Source organism: Photorhabdus akhurstii (assembly GCF_018448925.1).
GTDB classification, from domain to species: Bacteria; Pseudomonadota; Gammaproteobacteria; order Enterobacterales; family Enterobacteriaceae; genus Photorhabdus; species Photorhabdus akhurstii.
This window is the reverse complement of record NZ_RCWE01000018.1, coordinates 46,425-65,753: the sequence shown is the minus strand read 5'-3', so window position 1 is coordinate 65,753 and position 19,329 is coordinate 46,425. Positions and strand designations below refer to the sequence as shown.

Here is a 19,329-nt window from a genome sequence, read left to right as displayed (position 1 = left end):
TATTTTGTTGCTGTTTGTTTTTAATCTTTCTGCTGTTTTTGCAAAGCAAGTCAGGCAGAAAAGGAGCATTATGTTTCCATATTGCACGCAAAGGCGACCAGATAATAAAGGTGTTTTGTAATTTATGACTTATGCATTGGAGTTAACGCAGCTTACTAAGACTTACACTGATGGTGTTAAGGCGCTGCGTGGGATAGACCTGAATGTGGAAGTTGGAGACTTCTACGCATTATTGGGTCCGAATGGTGCAGGGAAGTCCACCACAATCGGCATTATTAGCTCTCTGGTAAACAAAAGCAGCGGTAAGGTTAAGGTATTTGGCTATGATATTGATACCGATATTGTGAATGCTAAACGCCAGTTAGGTCTTGTTCCGCAAGAATTTAATTTTAACCCGTTTGAGACAGTGTTGCAGATTGTTCTCAATCAAGCCGGTTACTATGGTGTACCGCGAAAAGTGGCGCAAGCCAGAGCGAAAACTTATCTATCGCAGTTAGATCTGTGGGAAAAACGTAATCAACGAGCGATTCGTCTGTCTGGTGGGATGAAACGACGTCTGATGATTGTACGTGCTTTGATGCATCAGCCTAAATTATTGATTCTTGATGAACCGACTGCCGGTGTTGATATTGAACTTCGTCGCTCTATGTGGAATTTTTTGCAACAACTGAATGCACAGGGAACGACAATTATTCTAACGACTCACTATCTGGAAGAAGCAGAAATGCTGTGCCGTAATATTGGTATTATTCAGCACGGTGAATTGGTAGAAAACACCAGTATGAAAAATTTACTCAGTCGGGTGGAATCTGAAACATTCTTCTTCGATCTGGCGACGCAAAACCCAACTCTTGAACTGGCAGGATATAATTATCGACTGCTGGATGCCTCTACTTTGGAAGTAGATGTTCAACGTGGTCAGGGAATAAATAGCGTATTCACCCAATTAAGTGCTCAGGGTATTCATATTCTGAGTATGCGCAATAAAGCGAACCGTCTGGAAGAGTTATTTGTCAGCTTGGTGAACAACAAGCAAGGAGATAGTAAATGATTCAGTTGTACTGGGTGGCGCTAAAAACTATCTGGATTAAAGAAATTACCCGTTTTGGGCGTATTTGGGTACAGACTTTATTACCGCCGGTTATTACCATGTCGCTCTATTTTATTATCTTCGGTAGCTTGATTGGTTCGCGTATTGGAGAAATGGGCGGTGTCGATTATATGCAGTTTATTGTCCCTGGCCTGATTATGATGGCGGTGATTACTAACTCTTATGCTAATGTTTCTTCCTCTTTCTTTGGCGCGAAATTCCAGCGCAGTATTGAGGAATTATTGGTAGCGCCGGTTCCGACACACATAGTTATTGTGGGCTTTGTTGGTGGTGGTGTTGCCCGTGGTGTTTGCGTCGGTATTTTGGTGACATTGGTTTCTCTATTTTTTGTTCCGCTTCATATTCATGCGTGGTGGATGATTGTTGTTACATTGCTAATGACTTCCGTTCTGTTTTCACTAGGCGGTTTGCTGAATTCGATTTTTGCTAAGACATTTGATGATATCAGCATTATTCCGACCTTCGTATTAACGCCATTGACCTATCTTGGCGGGGTGTTCTATTCATTGACATTATTACCCCCATTTTGGCAGGCGGTTTCCAAGCTTAACCCGATCGTTTATATGGTTAGTGGTTTTCGTTATGGTTTCCTGGGAATTACTGATGTTTCTTTGATAGTTACATTAAGTGTTTTGACCGCATTTATTATGGTTTTTTATCTTGCTGCTTGGTATTTAATTGAAACAGGGCGGGGATTGAGGACTTAATTGTAGATTCTTTTGTTATGTGAGTAGTGATGAATGGGTAGGGGAAATGCATTTGTAATGTCTTCACAATTGCAATGTCTTCACAACCTACCCATTATTGAGCACTTAAATTAATATTTAAGCTACCTGAACTGGCACGGCTTTAGCTATACGGCTCATAATATTATCACCGTCAAAGTAAGCGATATTAGGCTTATGATGACAGGCATCTTCACTAGGGATTTGTACATATGAGCAAATAATCAGCCTATCACCTGCCGCCGCACGGCGTGCGGCCGCGCCATTAACTGAAATTATTCTAGAGCCACGTTCAGCGGCGATAGCATAAGTGGAAAAACGCTCGCCGTTATCCACGTTATAGATATCAATAGCTTCATATTCCAGAATACCGGCAGCATCCATAAAATTCTGATCAATTGCACAGGAACCTTCATAATGTAGATCTGCCTGAGTCACTTTCACTCGGTGCAATTTCCCCTGTAGCATCGTGCGCAACATGGTTTCTCTCCTGATTCGATGACAACTTAGAATCTGTTATTTTCCTGCATCAATAACGCCTGATACAACGGCGATTATTGCATTAAGTCTATCTGTTGATTATCGATTAAACGGGTCTGCCCTAACCAAGCAGCCATCAGAATAACCGCTTTTTTACTTTCGGTATTTAACGGCGCCAATGTTTCGGCGTCACGGATAAACAACTCATCAGGTACAAAACCTGCTTCGCGTAGCTGTTCGGCAGCTTGGGTAAGCATTTGTTCTGTGTGACGTTCACCTTGTGCCATTTTTTCAGCGATAGATCGCATGATCTTGCTGAGTTCTGGGGCGATTCGATGTTCATCGGCTGTTAAATTGTTATTACGTGAACTGAGAGCCAGGCCATTTTTATCGCGCACAGTAGGTACTGAGATTAGCGTAATGTCATAAGCCAGGTCGTCAATCATTTGGCGAATAAGTTGTAATTGCTGAAAATCTTTCTCGCCAAAATAGGTCAAATCGGGTTGTACCAAATTGAATAGTTTGCTCACCACGGTTGACACACCACGGAAATGACCGGGACGACTGGCCCCTTCCAGCATGGTAGAAAGCCCAGGAACTTCAACATAAGTTTGATGTTCCATACCGTTAGGGTATATTTCCTTATCGGCAGGAGCAAATACCAGATCGGCACCGTGTTGATGAAGTTTTTCGCAATCTTCCTGTAAAGTACGGGGATATCTTGCCAGATCATCCTGACGATTAAACTGCATCGGATTGACGAAAATAGAGACAATCACAATATCTGCTTGCCCTTTGGCTGTATCGACTAACGTCATATGGCCATCGTGCAAGTTACCCATTGTTGGCACCAGTGCAATGCGTTTTCCTTCCTGACGCCAGCGGCGGATTTCACGGCGTAGAATCGGTACGGTTTCGACAATCAGCATTGCTTAATACTCCTTAGTATGTTTGCAGCCTTCGGGCTAACAAAGGGTAATTTATTAATAAAATGAGTGTTCTTTACCTGGGTAGGCGCCGCTTTCTACTTGCTCTTTATATAGGCGGATGGCATCAGGTATATTTCCCGCTTCTTCAAGGAAGTTTTTCACAAACTTAGGCGGGCTTACTGTGATGCCTAGCACGTCATGCATCACTAAAATTTGCCCATCAGTCACATTACCGGCGCCAATACCGATTACCGGGATCTGTAATTCATCGGTGATACGTTTAGCCAAATCAACGGGGACGCACTCTAGCACCAGCAGTTGTATGCCCGCTTTTTCTAAGGTAATGGCATCTTTTATCAATTGATTCGCTGATTCTTCATCACGTCCTTGCACTCTATAACCGCCCAGAATATGAACTGACTGCGGAGTTAGCCCTAAATGAGCGCAAACGGGTACAGAACGCTCGGTAAGCATACTAATGGTATCGTATAACCAGCTACCGCCTTCAAGTTTCACCATGTTAGCGCCAGCACGCATAAGCTTAGCCGCGTTTTCACAACTCTGCTCTGGTGTGGCATAACTCATGAAAGGCATATCGGCAATAATAAAAGTATAAGGTGCTCCGGCACGGACGCAACGAGTGTGATAGACAGTATCTTCAATTGTCACTGGAATGGTGGTATCAGCCCCTTGCACTGTCATACCCAGTGAGTCACCCACCAGCATGACATCGATACCTTGCTCGGCAAACAGGTGGGCAAAGCTGGCGTCATAAGCGGTAATAGTTGCGAATTTACGTTTTTCGTTCTTGAGCTGATTCAGATCAGTCATGGTTATTGGTTTCATTATCTATCTTCCTTCTCCTGCAATTTTTCTTGTTATGTACAGAAATCGGCCACGGACTGAACTGAGATCCTTATATGTAATGATTAGAATCAGAGGACTGCGGTTGCAGCCAGAGCTCCAGGCCGTTTTCTGGAATATGTTTTAGTCTTTCAGATAAAGCTTCCCCGTCAGGAAATATGAGATCAGGGGCAATTTCAGCTAACGGGTAGAGCATAAATTCGCGTTGTTTTAGTCCGTAGTGAGGCACTGTCAAGCGTTTGGTATTAATCACCAGATCGCCAAATAGCATGATATCCAGATCAAGTGTTCTTGGCCCCCAGCGTTCATCTTTTCTTACCCGCCCCTGAGCCAGTTCAATCGCCTGAGTGTGATTGAGTAGTTCTTCCGGTGTTAGCGTGGTCTCCAGCGCGACTGCCGCATTCAGAAAATCAGGTTGATTCTGCGGCCCCATCGGTTTAGTACGATACAGTGAGGAGCAGGCAATAAATTCTGTTTCCGGTAAATTCCGTAATGCAGCAAGTGCATTTTTTACTTGCTGCATAGGTTCCGCCAGATTGCTGCCAACAGCGATATAAACACGAGCCATCATTATCAGCCGTTCCTGCTTAGTCTTGGTTTATAGTGACGGCGTGGCCGTGTACGACGACGGACAATCTCACTGCCCAGTTCGGAAATCATATGTCGTTGCTGTGATGCATTGACTTGCTGAAATTCTCCCCACCAATGGGCAAGTTCTTTTAGCTCATTGCGGTTTTCGACATTGGCCCTGAGTTCCAGCAAATCGTAGGCAGCACGGAATTTAGGGTGCTCCATCAACTTATTTGCCCGCTTACCATGACGGCGTGGCAGGCGTAGCTGCAATTGCCAGATATCACGCATGATGGTTGTCAGGCGCTTAGGAATAGCAATGGAGTGGCATTGCTCATCCAAAATATCATTCATAGCCAATGCGAAAGCGTCGTAGTAAGCCAGACCACCTTCTTGGGACAGCTTTTCCGCATGCTCAACCAGTGGATACCAGAGCATCGCGGCGAACAAAAACGCCGGATTAACCCGTTTATCGTTCTGTAACCGGAAATCGGTATTCTTCAAAACCTGATTGACCATACGTTCCATTGGCGAGTCGTTATTTTCGGTGAAATAGCGTTGAACCAATGGAAAAAGTGGTTGAAATAGGCGGTACTCGCGCAGAAGTTGATAAGTGCTGTAGCCTTGACCGGTTTGTAAAAGTTTTAGCGATTCTTCAAACAGGCGGGCTGGTGGAATATTACTCAGCAGAAAAGCCAAACGAGAAATCGGTTCGGCGGTATCTTCGCTGATGGTCATATTTAGTTTGCTGGCGAAGCGGATCGCACGCAGCATTCTTACTGGATCTTCTCGATAGCGAGTTTCAGGATCGCCAATCAAGCGGATAACACCGGTTTCCAGATCATGAAGACCACCGGCATAATCACGCAGAGAGAAATCATTGATGCCGTAATAGAGGCTGTTTATGGTGAAATCGCGGCGCATAGCATCTTCTTCAATTGATCCGAAGATGTTATCCCGCAGTAGCATACCGCTTTGTGCTTGTTGTGACTGATTTTTATCACCGGAACCCGTTTGTTCATGTGGACCACGGAATGTTGCGACTTCAATCACTTCCTGACCAAACATAATATGAGCTAAACGGAAGCGGCGTCCAACCAGACGGCAGTTGCGAAATAGCTTACGTACCTGTTCTGGCGTTGCATTGGTGGCAATATCAAAATCTTTCGGTTTCGTGCCGAGCAATAAATCACGGACGCCACCGCCAACCAGATAGGCTTCAAAGCCGGATTTATTCAGGCGGTAAAGAACTTTCAGTGCATTTTCACTGATATCTCTGCGGGAAATACTATGTTGTTCCCGTGGAATTATCGTTATTAATGAGTCAGGATGAGGATTCTCCTGTTCAACCTTCCTTTGCATTTCCACATTGGATGAAGATTGATAAGGGTTTTGGCGATTAGAGTGAAGAGTTACGTACTCTTCCTGAGTAGAACGATTAGATCCGGTGACTGATCCTTCACTGGCTGCCTGTGGTTCGCGGTTAGTTTTCCCTTCGCGGATCAATAAGTTACGGCAGAAATTTGCTACTCGGTTAAAAATGGTACACCTCGATAAGTAACTAATCATATAAAACAAATAAAAACAGCGGCTAATCATAGCCTACTGTGTATTTTTTGAGAATGGTTGTTATGACTAACCGTAACTTTATTCACGTTACCTATATATTTTACCTTGTCGTGGAATTCGGTCCAGCTCCCAACGTGCTGTTGCTTTTTTCAACAATTGATCACGAGAAAGGTCTTGCCAGTTTTCTATGACTGGTTGATTAAGGAAAGATAATGCCTCAATCAGTAATGGCCGGGGATCATCCAATGGGATCGGCTGAGCATGATTCTGTTTGGAAAGTTTATTGCCATCCTGATTTAGAGCGAGTGGTAAATGAATATAGTCAGGTATTTTCAGATTTAACTGCTGATAAAGCGCCATCTGACGGACGGTTGGTGCGATCAAATCAGCTCCTCTTACCACCTCGGTCACTCCTTGGTAATCATCATCAATAACAACCACTAAATTATAGGCAAATAAACCGTCACGACGGTGAATAATAAAATCTTCTTCAGCCATGATCGGATCGGCGTTCAGATATCCTTGCAACTTATCTTCGAAACCGTAAATCGGATGACGCTGTTTGAATCGAATTGCTGCATGATCAACGGGCAAATTTAATTCACGACAGTTTCTATCATAAAAACCATTAGTCTGGTGAATGCGTTGACGGGTACAAGTGCAGTAATAGCTTAAGCCTTGTTGTTGCAATTGATTAAGGATATGACGGTAAGCCTCATGGCGCTGAGATTGATAGAGAATTTCACCATCCCAATGTAAACCGTAATGCTCAAGCGCGTGAAGAATACGGTCGGCAGCACCGGGAACTTCTCTGGGCGGATCAATATCATCGATACGTATCAGCCACTTTCCCTGACAAGCGCGGGCTTGCAAATAGCTGCCAATGGCAGTGATTAATGAACCAAAATGCAGGTCGCCAGAAGGTGATGGGGCGAAACGCCCAATATAAGAGTGGGGACTATAAGCGTGGGGACGTTCAGATTTTATCATATGGGATCAGTGGAGTTGTTTATACGGCGTCATGAAGACGCCGTATTCGGAACACCATTAATTAGCCAGCCATCTGTTTTTCACGGATTTCGGCCAGAGTTTTACAATCAATACACAAATCTGCGGTTGGACGGGCTTCCAAACGACGGATGCCGATCTCAATGCCACAGGATTCACAAAAACCGAAATCGTCATCTTCGACTTTTTTCAGGGTTTTCTCGATCTTCTTAATCAATTTACGCTCACGATCGCGGTTACGTAATTCAAGACTGAATTCTTCTTCCTGCGCCGCACGGTCAACTGGATCAGGGAAGTTCGCTGCCTCATCTTGCATATGAGATACAGTACGATCTACTTCATCCCTGAGTTGATTGCGCCATGCTTCAAGAATTAGCTTGAAATGCGCCAACTGGGCATCGTTCATGTATTCTTCACCTGGCTTTTCTTGGTAAGGTTCTACCCCAGCGATGGCGAGAATGCTTAAGGACGAGGTTTTACGTTTTTGCCCTTCTTGCATAATACTTCTCCTACACACGCACTATCAAACAAACCCCTAGCGGGGAAAAAAACAGGCCGCTATAAATAGCAGATGGAGCATGGGTTGGCAATTGTTCCTGCCATTAGTTTCACAATGGTGTGGAAGCAAATGTATTGCATGCCTTTACACCTTGTACAACTTGGCTGCAAATAATTAGGTAAATCGATAAATTAATTATTTTAGTACAAAAGTTAACTTATCGCCTAAAATCATCCCTTTTCCGGTCATGTTGGCCTGGTAACAGATAACTTCGACCCCAGAATTTTGCGCTTGTTCCAAAAGAGATGAATAATTATGATCAATATGTGCCGCCGCCGCGACCTGCCTGATGCCGGAATGCAAAACCGCAAAGAACAAAACCGCTCTTTGCCCTTGTTCTGCTATGTGCTGCAATTCCCGTAGGTGTTTTTGCCCGCGGGTCGTGACAGCATCAGGGAAATAGCCACAATTTTCCTGGAGAAGAGTCACTGATTTCACTTCAATATAGCAATTAACTTGTTGTTCTGCCTGTAATAACAGATCTATCCGACTGTTCTCTTCGCCATATTTCACTTCGCGACTGATTTTTTTATATTCAGAAAATTCTGGAATAGCATTTTTTGCAATGGCTTCAGCGACTAAATCATTTGCTCTGAGCGTATTGACGCAAATCCAGTGACCATCCTGCGTTTCTGTTAATTCCCAACTGTTGGGGTATTTACGCTTGGGATTATCAGATGTGGAGTACCAAACCGTATCTCCCGGTGTCGCGCAGCCGGTCATTGCGCCCGTATTGGCACAATGGATGGTCAGTGTTTCGCCTTCCGGTGTGATGACATCAGCCAGGAAGCGTTTATAACGACGAATTAGCGTGGCAGATTGTAAGGGTGGATGGAATTCCATAAAAACTCCTTGATGACTGATGGCATAAGATTGAAGCGGGCAATGCTACAATGCCGGCGGTTGAAAGTTAACTTTCTTTGTATGGAGTGTTTGTGTCTTTATTGCCTGTATATGAAGTCGTCGAGCCTGTCCTGAGTGCGTTGAAAAGTTCACAACAGGTCCTGCTTCATGCTCCGGCTGGTGCCGGGAAATCGACAGTTTTGCCACTGGAAATTCTGAAAAAAGCCGATTTTTCTGGACGTATCATAATGTTGGAACCACGGCGGATTGCCGCTCGCAGTGTTGCTAATCGCCTTGCAGCTCAACTGAATGAAAATATCGGGCAGACGGTGGGTTACCGGATGCGTTCAGAAACGAAAGTGAGTACAACCACTCGCCTTGAAGTGGTAACGGAAGGCATTTTAACCCGTATGTTGCAGCAAGATCCCATGCTGACCGGGGTTTCTCTGGTGATTCTGGATGAATTCCATGAGCGTAGCTTGCAGGCCGATTTGGCGCTGGCGTTGTTGCTGGATGTACAGGCAGGACTGCGGGATGATCTGCGAATTTTGATTATGTCAGCGACGCTGGATAATCAGCGGCTCTGTTCTTTATTACCTGATGCGCCGGTGATTACTTCTCAAGGGCGAAGCTTTCCTGTGACCAGACATTATTGTCATTTGCCAACTCATCAACCTCTTGAACAGAGTGTAGCTACCGTTGTATTGCGGTTACTCCAACAGGAACAAGGTTCTATGCTGTTGTTCTTGCCGGGTAGCGGAGAAATTCAACGGGTATTTGGACTTCTTAGCGGGAGAGTTGCTGAGGATACCGATTTATGCCCGTTATACGGTGCGTTGTCATTGGCTGAACAACAAAAAGCGATCGAACCTTCACCATGTGGACGCCGTAAAGTTGTTTTGGCGACCAACATTGCGGAAACCAGCTTAACGATTGAAGGTATTCGATTGGTGGTTGATAGTGGTCTTGAACGCACGACGCGTTTTGAACCCAAAAATGGGCTGACTCGCCTGATCACTCAACGCATCAGTCAAGCTTCTATGACACAACGGGCTGGCCGAGCGGGACGACTGGAAGCCGGAATTTGTTGGCATCTATTCAGCCAGGAACAGGCAGAAAGATCGGCAGAACATAGTGAGCCTGAAATTCTGAATACTGATCTCAGTAGCTTATGGCTCTCCTTATTGCAGTGGGGCTGTCATGATATTTCTCAATTGCACTGGCTAGATATGCCGCCGGCGGCAGCTCTGGCGGTAGCCAAATCGCTGTTATTACAGTTAGGCGCAGTCAATAGCAATGGTCAGTTAACGTCCAGAGGCAGAAAAATGGCGGAATCTGGCAGTGATCCGCGTTTGGCTGCGATGTTATGTTCGGGATTGGAACAAGGGGCCGATATGCTGGCAACCGCAGCTATGCTGACCGCGATTCTGGAGGAACCGCCCCGAGATGGTCAGCCGGATATCACTTATTGGGTTGAACAGCGACAGGCTCATTGGTTACGGCGGGCAAAGCAGTTAACCAGGAATATGGGCGATCATTTTGGTGAGCCGGATGGTGGATTTGTTGCAATGCTATTAGCCCAGGGTTTCCCTGACAGGATAGCCAAAAATCGAGATAAGAGAGGGCGTTTTCAACTGGCGAATGGTCTGGGAACGATAATCAATGATGAAGAAAAGTTGTCTGGCGAATCGTGGCTGGTGGCTCCTTCGTTATTACAAAACAGCAAAAATCCTGATGCGCGTATTTTGCTGGCTTGTCCTCTGGATATTGAACGACTGGTACAGCAACAACCGAATTTATTCAGTGAGCAGAGTGTCGTTGAATGGGATGATAACAAAGGGACGTTACAAACCTGGAAACGACTGCAATGTGGCAGCCTGACAGTAAAAGCCCAACGATTGGCAAAACCTTCCGATGAGCAATTACAACAGGCTCTGCTAAACTGGTTACGCAGTGAGGGATTACATGAGCTGAACTGGTCACCTGCGGCAGTTCAGTTGTGCATCCGTATCCAATGTGCGGCTAAATGGTTGCCTGAAATGGAGTGGCCGGCAGTAGATAATGATGCATTAATGGCTTCTCTTGATGATTGGTTGATGCCGTTCCTTACTGGCGTGCGTGATTTGAAAGGGCTGAAACAGATTGATTTGTTGCCGGTGTTGGAAAACTTGCTGGATTGGCAACAACAACAGTGTCTGGATAATGAACTGCCTATTTATTACACTGTTCCTACCGGCAGTCGGATAGCAATCCGTTATTTCAGTGATAAACCACCGGTATTATCTGTTCGGATGCAGGAAATGTATGGTGAGCAGCAAAGCCCATCTCTGGCAAAAGGGCGGGTAACACTGGTGCTTGAACTATTATCGCCAGCCCAAAGGCCATTGCAGATCACGCAGGATCTGGCTGCTTTTTGGCAAGGGTCCTATCGTGAAGTACAAAAAGAGATGAAAGGGCGTTACCCAAAACATTTATGGCCGGATGATCCGGCAAATACGGTACCTACTCGGCGGACAAAAAAATATTCGTAATAGAATTTACTCCTTGTTTTTGCTGGCGAATAAATTCATTAAAAAATATGAAAACCCAAATAAGAGCATCTGAGCGGTTTTGGAGAATTTTGGAATGTCTGGTGAAGATCGTCAACCAATCGGACGTAAAGGCAAAAAGTTGGTATCCCGCAGTAAAGGGCCATTAAAAAGGCGATATCGGTTGGATGATAATGGCTATGAAGATGATGACTACGATGATGAAGAGGATCAACCCATGACAACGAAAGGAATGTATTCTCGCCCACCTAAGAAAAAGTGGCGTTGGTTCTGGTTGTTATTCAAGATATTTATTATTTTTGCCGTATTACTGGCGGCTTATGGTGTCTATCTGGATGCTAAAATCCGCGATCGCATTGATGGAAAAGTCTGGGAGTTACCGGCGGCAGTCTATGGCCGCATGGTCAATCTTGAACCGGGCATGAACTACAGTAAGAAAGAGATGGTACATCTGCTGGAAGGGATGCAGTATCGCCAGGTGACAAAAATTACCCGCGCTGGGGAGTTTTCTGTCAGAGGTGAAACCATTGAAATGTTGCGTCGTCCGTTTGATTTCCCTGACAGCAAAGAGGGGCAGATCCACGCTCTGCTGACTTTCAGCGATAACCGCTTGGCGGGGATCGAAAATCTGGAAAACCAGCGTCAGTTTGGGTTCTTCCGTCTTGATCCGAAGCTAATTACCATGTTGCAGTCCCCCAATGGGGAGCAGCGGTTATTTGTGCCACGTTCTGGTTTCCCCGATTTACTGGTTAACACCTTGCTGGCGACGGAAGATCGCCATTTCTATCAACATGATGGCATCCGTATTCTTTCCATTGGGCGTGCGGCACTGGCTAACTTGACTGCCGGGCGTACGGTTCAGGGGGGAAGTACCCTGACGCAGCAATTGGTGAGAAACCTGTTCCTGACCAATGAACGTACTTTGGTGCGCAAAGCCAATGAAGCCTATATGGCGGTGCTGATGGATTATCGTTACAGCAAAGATCGGATTCTCGAACTGTATCTGAACGAAGTTTATTTAGGCCGAAGTGGTGATGGGGAGATCCGAGGATTTCCGCTGGCGAGCCTCTACTATTTTGGTCGTCCAGTGGATGAATTGAGTTTAGATCAACAGGCGTTGCTGGTCGGTATGGTGAAAGGGGCCTCACTCTATAATCCGTGGCGTAATCCTAAACTCGTTCTCCAGCGTCGTAATGTGGTGCTCAAGCTGTTACAAAACCAGCAAATTATTGATGAAGATCTTTATAAGTTATTGAGTGCTCGTCCACTGGGGGTAAAACCGAAAGGTGGTGTTATTACCCCACAACCGGCGTTTATGCAGCTAGTTCGTAAAGAATTGCAGGACCGACTGGGGGATCGAGTAAATGATCTGTCCGGCGTAAAAATCTTCACTACTTTGGACCCGGTATCTCAGGATGCGGCTGAAAACGCGGTAGAAGAGGGAATTGCCAACCTGAGAAAAACCCGCAAAATTGCTGACCTTGAAGGGGCAATGGTGGTTGTCGATCGTATCAGTGGTGAAATCAGAGCGATGGTTGGGGGTTCTCAACCTCAGTATGCTGGATTTAACCGAGCGATGATGGCGCGTCGTTCAATTGGTTCGCTGGCGAAACCTTCGACTTATTTGGCGGCATTGAGCGAGCCGGATCAATATCGGTTGAATACCTGGCTGGCGGATGAACCCCTTGCGGTAAAACAGCCGAACAGCAAGGTTTGGGAACCGAGAAATTATGACCGTCGTTTCCGTGGGCGAGTCATGTTGATAGATGGGCTGGCAAATTCATTGAATATTCCTACGGTGAACCTTGGATTGGCGGTTGGTCTTGATCATGTCAGCAACACATTGATCCGGCTTGGCGTACCGGAGGAAGTGATTCAGCAGGTTCCGGCCATGTTACTGGGTTCTCTCAGCTTGACACCTTTGGAAGTAGCGCAGGAATACCAGACAATGGCGAGTGGCGGCAACCGTGCGACGCTTTCCGCGTTACGTTCTGTCATCGCGGAAGATGGCACTGTGATATATCAGAGTTACCCACAGGCTGAACGGGCTGTACCGGCTCAGGCGGCTTATCTGACGCTATATGGTATGCAGCAGGTGGTAGCGAATGGAACTTCTCGTTCTCTGAACGCTAAGTTTGGTCGTTATAATCTGGCGGGTAAAACGGGTACCACCAATGATCTGCGTGATAGCTGGTTTGCCGGAATCGATGGTAAAGAGGTGGTGATAGCGTGGGTTGGCCGCGATAACAACGACCCGACTAATCTGACAGGCGCTACAGGGGCGTTGAATGTGTATCGCCGTTATCTGGAAAATCAGACGCCGCTGATATTGAATAATATTCCACCAGAAGGCATTGTCGATATGGCGGTTAATCAGGATGGCAGCTTTAGCTGTAGTGGCAGTGGTTGGCGAACATTACCGGTTTGGACTTATGATCCACAAAGTTTGTGCCAGCAAACAGAGGTATCAGCACCTGTTCAACAGCAAGAACAAGCACCGGGCTGGTTGCGGGAGATGTTTGGCCAATAATAAATATTTGATGAGATAAATGACAAAACGCTGATCTCTATGGTCAGCGTTTTTGTTTTCTGGGTAAAGTAGAGCGCTATTCATCCTACAGAGCTGTTCACTCCCTTTTTACCTGCTTTCCAAACATACCGCGTTATTATCCTTTTAGCCTTATTTTTGTTATTTAATTATAAATAAATTGTTGTAAATTATGAGTTATTACGCCCATCATAGGCAATAAAATCGGCAATTTTCAGAATATTCCTATATCTTCTTTAAGTAAAATCTGATTAATTGTTGATCATGTGTATTAGCTTGATGGCGATAATAATATGACGATAATTTCAATTAGCTTCACTCTCCATGCTGTAAACCAATGGAGAAATGAATAGATGGCAATAGGATATTTCTTGCTCGTTGGTGATAAGACAACCTGTGGCGGACAGATTATCACCGGTGATCACACCATGACATTTAATGGACGGGCGACCGCTCGTGAAGGGGATACAGTTACCTGTGGCAAACATCCCGGTACTTACATGATTGTCGGTGGTGTATCTGACGTGTTTGACATGGGCCGCAAGCTGGCTGGCACGTTGGACAGTGTGAGTACTTGCCCCTGTCGGGCTAGGTTTATCAACTCGGAGATGGACAGCTATGAGAAGCAGGAGCAGCCTAATCATCGGGCTACAGCGCCTGTGAATATGGCGGCCCAGAATTTCTCGTCGCCGGTGAAGGAAACGAGAAACGTTCAGCCCGCACCTCCTGTGACTAAAGAGCCTCCAATACCGGTATTTGCGAAATCCTGCTTACGGGGTAAAGGTTGTACTGATGCCGGAACCGAGGCTGAACCGGCGAATAACTTCGGCAGAATGGCGATATATCAGGTTCCGTCATCTCCCACTCCGGTGACGCCACAAAAACCGGAACCATCTCCACAAGGTGAGAAACACCCGCCTGAACCGGATAAACCGCAGGATAAAAAATTACCGTGGTATAAACGGTGGTTCCGTAGTGGTGAAGATAAAGCCGAAGCCGCCGCTACCGCTGTGGCCGCCACTGCCCGCAGCGCGGTAGCGGAAGGGGAAACGCTGGTGATGCGTTACATTGGCGGCGGCGCCATCAGTGCAGGACGTTGGCTGGCGGCGCCGAATCCGGTGACAGTTGGATTAATGGGGCTGTTTTATTCACCGAAGTTGAATGAAGGCGAGGAGGATTACTTAACCCCGTATCGTTTGAGCCAGATAGCGGAACAGTACGGTAAAGCTTCTACCCGTGTGCGTTTTCGCTGGATCAGAGATGAAAAAAGCGGCAGGATGACGGTTCAGGGATATCACGTCAGCCCGGAAGGTGGTCTGGATAAAGTACCGGTTCGCATGATGACGCTGAATCGGACCACCGGTAATTACGAGTTTTGGGAACCGGGAGAAAACCGGCCGACAATTTTATGGACGCCGAGCGAGCAGGAATTCAAAGTTCCACCGCATACCGGGAATGAAGAACAACCGTTTATTCCGTCGCAAATAACCGTGTTGCCGATCCCGGATAAAGTCGGCAGCGATATTGAATCGTTACCTATGCCGGAAGAGAAGGATTTTCGTGATTATATTCTGATCCTCCCCGTTCCTAATATGCCGCCGGTGTATGTGTATTTGAGTAAACCACCGGTGAAATTGTTTGAAGTAGATTTGTATAGAAATTTTGCGGGGCGACCAAGAAATGGAACGCATGCTGATCATATGCCTTCGGCAGCGGCTGTGAGAGCTAAATTGAGGAAGCGATATCCAACCTTATCAATTTCTAAATTAAATGAAGACGCTAAGGATGTTGCTGCCATTATTATTCCGGCTGAGGTACATCAAAAGTTTAGTGCAACTTATGGAGGCCGAAACTCTCTGTCTCAAATAGAGCAAGATGCTAATGATTTGAGAGCGGCTGTAGATCGTGATTTTGATGCTATAAAACCAGCGTTGAAACAGTATGGTGCAACAGAAGAGCAGCTTGAGGATGCTAGAGCTAAAATGCATAAGATTAACCAAGAACAGGAGTTATATAAATGACAGTCAATGTAGAGGCATTAATAAACAGTTTGGGTAAGCCTTATCAGGAAATTTTTGATGAGGGGTTAATCCCTTATAAGACTAAGCCAACAGGATACCCAGGAGATCCTGATATCACTTTGGATATGATTAAAGAGGGTATGTATTTGGCCTTTAAGAGGGATGGCAAAATTCTGTTTGCTATAGAGCTTCTTTTGTTTGATCAGAAGAAATCCTCCTACCAATTTCCTAATGAGTTGCCTTCTCCTTTGAAGACATTGATGTTCAGGCAATGGCTGCACGAGCAATTAGGTAAACCAGAAAAGGCTCTTCCTCCGCGAAGAATTCTCAAGAGGGATGTTGGATGGACAGAGCTATATACGTTATTGGATTTTCGGATGCCGACTAGTATGCAGGTTGATTATGACCTGTTTGAGCGTGTTGAATCTGTAATGTTCTTGCTTACATCAGAAGTACGTTGGTAGTTAGTAATAGATGGGTGGTTATTCTTGAAAGCCAATTCATTTGTGAGTAGTTTGAAAAAATAACATAGCAGTTGAATTGGTTTAACCAAGAACAGGGGTTATACAGATAATGGTAGTTGATGTTGAAGCATTAATTAATAGCTTAGGTAAAACCTACCAAGATATTTATGATGAGGGATTAATTCCTTATAAAACTAAACCAAGTGGTTTTTCTGGAGATAAAACTATATCCTTAAATATGGCGAAAGAAGGTGTTTTTTTATCATTTAATCGAGAAACTAAGGTATTTATAGAGATGACACTAACTTTAATCGTACCTGATCGTCCTAGCTTTGTTTTTCCAAACGATATACCATATCCTTTAAATAAGGAGATGAATCGTCAATGGATAGATGATAATTTAGGAAAGCCAACTAAAACCGCGCCGCCATTTAAAGCATTAAAACGTGAATTTGGTTGGACATATCTTTATTCCTATCAAGGTAAGCAGGGAATTAGCATGCAAATATCGCATGATGTTTTAGATCGAGTTAGTAGAGTTACATTCTTACCTACAAGTAGAGTACGTTGGTAGTCAATAATAAAAAGGGAGATTTTTTAATAGCCAATTCATTTGTGAGTAGTTTAAAAACAAATTGCAGATGAATTGGTTTAACTAGGAATAAAGGTTATATAAATAATGACTGATGTTGTTGCAATCATAAATAATTTAGGACAAACAGTCGATATGTTGATTGAAAAACAACTTATTTCGGCTGGGAAATTTGAGCACATCTTTAATAGTGATGAGGAATTCCATTGTCAACCTGAGCCTGGACTCATGCTAGTTTTTGATGAATTCACAAAAAAATTAATCTCTGTATGCATTACTTTGATATCATATTTACCTGAAATTGAAATTTATAAAGGCAATATGCCTTCACCATTTCAACCTGTAATGGATAAAGACACAGTGAGAGCTATTTTAGGTCAACCTTCTGAGGTTAATGAAGCTACAGAAGTACCGATTATTGGCATGGTTGGTGGCTGGGATGTTTATATCGATTGCTTAAAAGACTTATATCCGGCAATCAATATTGTGTTTGGGTACACAATACATCAAAGGGTAAGTGATCTAACTTTTAAAAAATCTGGGTGAAGATTAATCTCTCACTATCCTAATACAGAAATTCGTTTTCTCTATTTGGCTGATTTACGGGTACATGCATTAATATTTTAACGTTCTGAATAAATGTCTTCTAGAGTGTTTTTTTACTTTTATTGGATAGTGGTTAATAAACCGTTATCCATGTTTATATACTAGAGGTTAGATATGAATAAAGAGGTTATGTAAATAATGGCAATAAATGTAGAGGCGTTAATAAATAGCTTGGGTAAATCTTATCAGGAAATTTTTAATGAAGGTCTGATTCCTTATAAGAGTAAGCCTAGAGGAGATTCTGGTGACGATTATGTATCGTTAGATATGCAGAAAGAGGGGATATTTCTGGCTTTTAACCGGACCAGCAAGAAATTAACACATGTCACGCTGACATTGATCGATGAAGAACGGCCCCGTTATGTTTATCCAAATCAATTGCCATTCCCTCTGGTTAATCCAATGACGCGTGCATGGGTTAAGGAGCATTTTGGGCAGGCAATTAAGTCTTTTCCACCATGTAAGGTGTTTAACTGTCAATATGGTTGGAAAGACCTCTACCTTTACAATGTATCTGAATCTGAGGAAAAGATTTATATACAATTATCCCATGATTTGTTTGAACAAGTTGAGACAATGACTTTCCTTCGTTCTGAAAGTGTGACATGGTAGAGATATCTCAAAGGCGGAATAAGCAGAAGTGATATAAGGTATTGGAAGAACTACACTAATTGAATGAAGAATAAGGGTAGTAATAGTGACTAATATTACGAAATTAATTAAATATCTTGGAAAAACCGCGGAAACGTTAGTTGAGGATGGTGAGATATCTAAAGGAATATTTAAGTTTCATTTTGAAGGGGATGCATCGTTTAATTGCGAACCTGAAAAAGGAATCACATTAGTTTTTGATTCTAAATCTAGGCAATTGAATTCAGTCCAGATAATTCTAATTGATATACATGGTGATCATGATGAATATAATGGTAGTTTGCCTTATCCATTTTTATCTTTAATGGATAAGGCAACGATAAGAGCTGAATATGGAGAACCTACGGAGTCAAAAGATATGATAGAAGCACCGATTATAGGTGTTATTGGTGGATACGATGCTTATATAAATCGTATAAAATCTTATCCAAACGTGGAAGTTATTTTTATTTATGATTCTTATTATCGAGTGAGAGCACTTAATTTCAACACTATTTGAAAAAGGGGGAATAATGGCAGATATTATGAAGATGATTAAAAGCTTAGGACAAACGGCGGAGCAATTAGTTGAAAGAAAACTTATTTTAGCCGGAATGTTTGAGTTTTTGTTTGAGAATGCTGATACATTCGATTGTGGACCTGATGCTGGCCTTACACTGGTATTTAACGCTGATTCAAGAGTATTAAAATCTGTACAAATTACACTTATTAACGCTTATGAGGGTAGTGGAGAATATAATGGAGAATTGCCTTATCCATTTTCACATTCAATGGATAGAGCAATCGTTAGAGCATTGATGGGGGAACCTGATTCTGCTGGTGGCCCAGAAAAAATCCCTGTTATTGGCATGGTTGGTGGATATGATTCTTATACACATAAGTTAAGTGAGCAATATCCTAATACAGAGATTCGTTTTCTCTATTTGGCTGATTTACGGGCACATGCATTAATATTTGAACGTTTTGAATAAATGTCTTCTAGAGTTTTTTTTACTTTTATTGGATAGTGGCTAATAAACCGTTATCCATATTTATATACTAGCGGTAAGATATGAATAAAGAGGTTATGTAAATAATGGCGATAAATGTAGAGGCGTTAATAAATAGCTTGGGTAAATCTTATCAGGAAATTTTTAATGAAGGTCTGATTCCTTATAAGAGTAAGCCTAGAGGAGATTCTGGTGACGATTATGTATCGTTAGATATGCAGAAAGAGGGGATATTTCTGGCTTTTAACCGG

General features: G+C 43.8%; 20 protein-coding genes. 12 read left to right on the top strand and 8 right to left on the bottom strand.

The window, feature by feature from the left end; translation table 11 throughout:
* The first annotated feature begins 124 nt into the window (after positions 1-124).
* Positions 125-1,051 carry an ABC transporter ATP-binding protein gene (locus tag EAE93_RS17040; protein WP_110087217.1) on the top strand — a complete coding sequence of 309 codons (927 nt, stop codon included), beginning with the start codon at positions 125-127 and terminating at the stop codon, positions 1,049-1,051.
* Complete coding sequence (locus EAE93_RS17035; protein ID WP_214040191.1) at positions 1,048-1,818, top strand: ABC transporter permease; 771 nt, start codon at positions 1,048-1,050, stop codon at positions 1,816-1,818. The genes EAE93_RS17040 and EAE93_RS17035 overlap by 4 nt, the downstream gene beginning before the upstream one ends.
* Before the next feature lie 117 nt (positions 1,819-1,935).
* On the opposite strand, the gene panD is transcribed toward EAE93_RS17035, so the two are convergent.
* The 8 genes from panD to sfsA all read right to left on the bottom strand — a co-directional run bounded on the left by panD (position 1,936) and on the right by sfsA (position 8,658).
* Complete coding sequence (gene panD / locus EAE93_RS17030; RefSeq protein ID WP_214040190.1) at positions 1,936-2,316, bottom strand: aspartate 1-decarboxylase; 381 nt, start codon at positions 2,314-2,316, stop codon at positions 1,936-1,938.
* 74 nt (positions 2,317-2,390) lie between these two features.
* On the bottom strand, positions 2,391-3,245 hold the full coding sequence (gene panC / locus EAE93_RS17025) for a pantoate--beta-alanine ligase (protein WP_036808215.1): 855 nt from the start codon (positions 3,243-3,245) through the stop codon (positions 2,391-2,393).
* Positions 3,246-3,299: 54 nt separating this feature from the next.
* Positions 3,300-4,091, bottom strand: coding sequence for a 3-methyl-2-oxobutanoate hydroxymethyltransferase (gene panB / locus EAE93_RS17020; protein WP_214040189.1), 792 nt, complete (start codon positions 4,089-4,091; stop codon positions 3,300-3,302).
* A gap of 70 nt (positions 4,092-4,161) precedes the next feature.
* Positions 4,162-4,677 carry a 2-amino-4-hydroxy-6-hydroxymethyldihydropteridine diphosphokinase gene (gene folK / locus EAE93_RS17015; protein ID WP_214040202.1) on the bottom strand — a complete coding sequence of 172 codons (516 nt, stop codon included), beginning with the start codon at positions 4,675-4,677 and terminating at the stop codon, positions 4,162-4,164.
* A gap of 5 nt (positions 4,678-4,682) precedes the next feature.
* The gene (gene pcnB, locus EAE93_RS17010) at positions 4,683-6,041 is read right to left on the bottom strand and encodes a polynucleotide adenylyltransferase PcnB (protein ID WP_110087219.1); all 1,359 of its coding nucleotides are present in this window, start codon (positions 6,039-6,041) and stop codon (positions 4,683-4,685) included.
* A 294-nt stretch (positions 6,042-6,335) separates the two neighbouring features.
* Complete coding sequence (gene gluQRS / locus EAE93_RS17005; protein WP_036808211.1) at positions 6,336-7,238, bottom strand: tRNA glutamyl-Q(34) synthetase GluQRS; 903 nt, start codon at positions 7,236-7,238, stop codon at positions 6,336-6,338.
* Positions 7,239-7,299: 61 nt separating this feature from the next.
* A complete protein-coding gene (dksA, locus tag EAE93_RS17000; protein ID WP_011145244.1) occupies positions 7,300-7,755 on the bottom strand; it encodes an RNA polymerase-binding protein DksA in 456 nt (151 codons plus the stop codon).
* Positions 7,756-7,950: 195 nt separating this feature from the next.
* Positions 7,951-8,658, bottom strand: coding sequence for a DNA/RNA nuclease SfsA (sfsA, locus tag EAE93_RS16995; RefSeq protein ID WP_036808210.1), 708 nt, complete (start codon positions 8,656-8,658; stop codon positions 7,951-7,953).
* A 92-nt stretch (positions 8,659-8,750) separates the two neighbouring features.
* On the opposite strand from sfsA, the gene hrpB reads away from it, so the two are divergent.
* The 10 genes from hrpB to EAE93_RS24705 all read left to right on the top strand — a co-directional run.
* Positions 8,751-11,189: an ATP-dependent helicase HrpB gene (gene hrpB / locus EAE93_RS16990; protein ID WP_214040188.1), complete on the top strand. Its 2,439-nt coding sequence runs from the start codon at positions 8,751-8,753 to the stop codon at positions 11,187-11,189.
* 94 nt (positions 11,190-11,283) lie between these two features.
* A complete protein-coding gene (gene mrcB, locus EAE93_RS16985) occupies positions 11,284-13,737 on the top strand; it encodes a bifunctional glycosyl transferase/transpeptidase (RefSeq protein ID WP_214040187.1) in 2,454 nt (817 codons plus the stop codon).
* Between the two features lie 371 nt (positions 13,738-14,108).
* Positions 14,109-15,776, top strand: a complete 1,668-nt coding sequence (locus EAE93_RS16980) for an S-type pyocin domain-containing protein (protein WP_214040186.1) — start codon at positions 14,109-14,111, stop codon at positions 15,774-15,776.
* Positions 15,773-16,240 carry a DUF6392 family protein gene (locus tag EAE93_RS16975; RefSeq protein WP_105396476.1) on the top strand — a complete coding sequence of 156 codons (468 nt, stop codon included), beginning with the start codon at positions 15,773-15,775 and terminating at the stop codon, positions 16,238-16,240. Before EAE93_RS16980 ends, EAE93_RS16975 begins: the two co-directional genes overlap by 4 nt.
* Positions 16,241-16,349: 109 nt before the next feature.
* The gene (locus EAE93_RS16970; RefSeq protein ID WP_105396475.1) at positions 16,350-16,814 is read left to right on the top strand and encodes a DUF6392 family protein; all 465 of its coding nucleotides are present in this window, start codon (positions 16,350-16,352) and stop codon (positions 16,812-16,814) included.
* 105 nt (positions 16,815-16,919) lie between these two features.
* Positions 16,920-17,378 carry a DUF6392 family protein gene (locus EAE93_RS16965; RefSeq protein ID WP_214040185.1) on the top strand — a complete coding sequence of 153 codons (459 nt, stop codon included), beginning with the start codon at positions 16,920-16,922 and terminating at the stop codon, positions 17,376-17,378.
* A gap of 198 nt (positions 17,379-17,576) precedes the next feature.
* Positions 17,577-18,050, top strand: a complete 474-nt coding sequence (locus tag EAE93_RS16960; RefSeq protein ID WP_214040184.1) for a DUF6392 family protein — start codon at positions 17,577-17,579, stop codon at positions 18,048-18,050.
* A gap of 85 nt (positions 18,051-18,135) precedes the next feature.
* Entirely contained in the window at positions 18,136-18,588 is a 453-nt protein-coding gene (locus EAE93_RS16955) for a DUF6392 family protein (protein WP_214040183.1), read from the top strand.
* 13 nt (positions 18,589-18,601) lie between these two features.
* Positions 18,602-19,060, top strand: coding sequence for a DUF6392 family protein (locus EAE93_RS16950; RefSeq protein WP_036808189.1), 459 nt, complete (start codon positions 18,602-18,604; stop codon positions 19,058-19,060).
* A gap of 104 nt (positions 19,061-19,164) precedes the next feature.
* Positions 19,165-19,329: DUF6392 family protein (locus tag EAE93_RS24705; protein ID WP_250151079.1), on the top strand; the 165-nt coding region annotated here is incomplete at its 3' end.

Excerpts from the sequence above, each read along its gene's own strand:
- EAE93_RS17040 (WP_110087217.1), top strand. The coding sequence starts at position 125 with ATGACTTATGCATTGGAGTTAACGCAGCTTACTAAGACTTACACTGAT.
- EAE93_RS17035 (WP_214040191.1), top strand. The coding sequence starts at position 1,048 with ATGATTCAGTTGTACTGGGTGGCGCTAAAAACTATCTGGATTAAAGAA.
- panD (WP_214040190.1), bottom strand. The coding sequence starts at position 2,316 with ATGTTGCGCACGATGCTACAGGGGAAATTGCACCGAGTGAAAGTGACT.
- panC (WP_036808215.1), bottom strand. The coding sequence starts at position 3,245 with ATGCTGATTGTCGAAACCGTACCGATTCTACGCCGTGAAATCCGCCGC.
- panB (WP_214040189.1), bottom strand. The coding sequence starts at position 4,091 with ATGAAACCAATAACCATGACTGATCTGAATCAGCTCAAGAACGAAAAA.
- folK (WP_214040202.1), bottom strand. The coding sequence starts at position 4,677 with ATGGCTCGTGTTTATATCGCTGTTGGCAGCAATCTGGCGGAACCTATG.
- pcnB (WP_110087219.1), bottom strand. The coding sequence starts at position 6,041 with ATGCAAAGGAAGGTTGAACAGGAGAATCCTCATCCTGACTCATTAATA.
- gluQRS (WP_036808211.1), bottom strand. The coding sequence starts at position 7,238 with ATGATAAAATCTGAACGTCCCCACGCTTATAGTCCCCACTCTTATATT.
- dksA (WP_011145244.1), bottom strand. The coding sequence starts at position 7,755 with ATGCAAGAAGGGCAAAAACGTAAAACCTCGTCCTTAAGCATTCTCGCC.
- sfsA (WP_036808210.1), bottom strand. The coding sequence starts at position 8,658 with ATGGAATTCCATCCACCCTTACAATCTGCCACGCTAATTCGTCGTTAT.
- mrcB (WP_214040187.1), top strand. The coding sequence starts at position 11,284 with ATGTCTGGTGAAGATCGTCAACCAATCGGACGTAAAGGCAAAAAGTTG.
- EAE93_RS16980 (WP_214040186.1), top strand. The coding sequence starts at position 14,109 with ATGGCAATAGGATATTTCTTGCTCGTTGGTGATAAGACAACCTGTGGC.
- EAE93_RS16975 (WP_105396476.1), top strand. The coding sequence starts at position 15,773 with ATGACAGTCAATGTAGAGGCATTAATAAACAGTTTGGGTAAGCCTTAT.
- EAE93_RS16970 (WP_105396475.1), top strand. The coding sequence starts at position 16,350 with ATGGTAGTTGATGTTGAAGCATTAATTAATAGCTTAGGTAAAACCTAC.
- EAE93_RS16965 (WP_214040185.1), top strand. The coding sequence starts at position 16,920 with ATGACTGATGTTGTTGCAATCATAAATAATTTAGGACAAACAGTCGAT.
- EAE93_RS16960 (WP_214040184.1), top strand. The coding sequence starts at position 17,577 with ATGGCAATAAATGTAGAGGCGTTAATAAATAGCTTGGGTAAATCTTAT.
- EAE93_RS16950 (WP_036808189.1), top strand. The coding sequence starts at position 18,602 with ATGGCAGATATTATGAAGATGATTAAAAGCTTAGGACAAACGGCGGAG.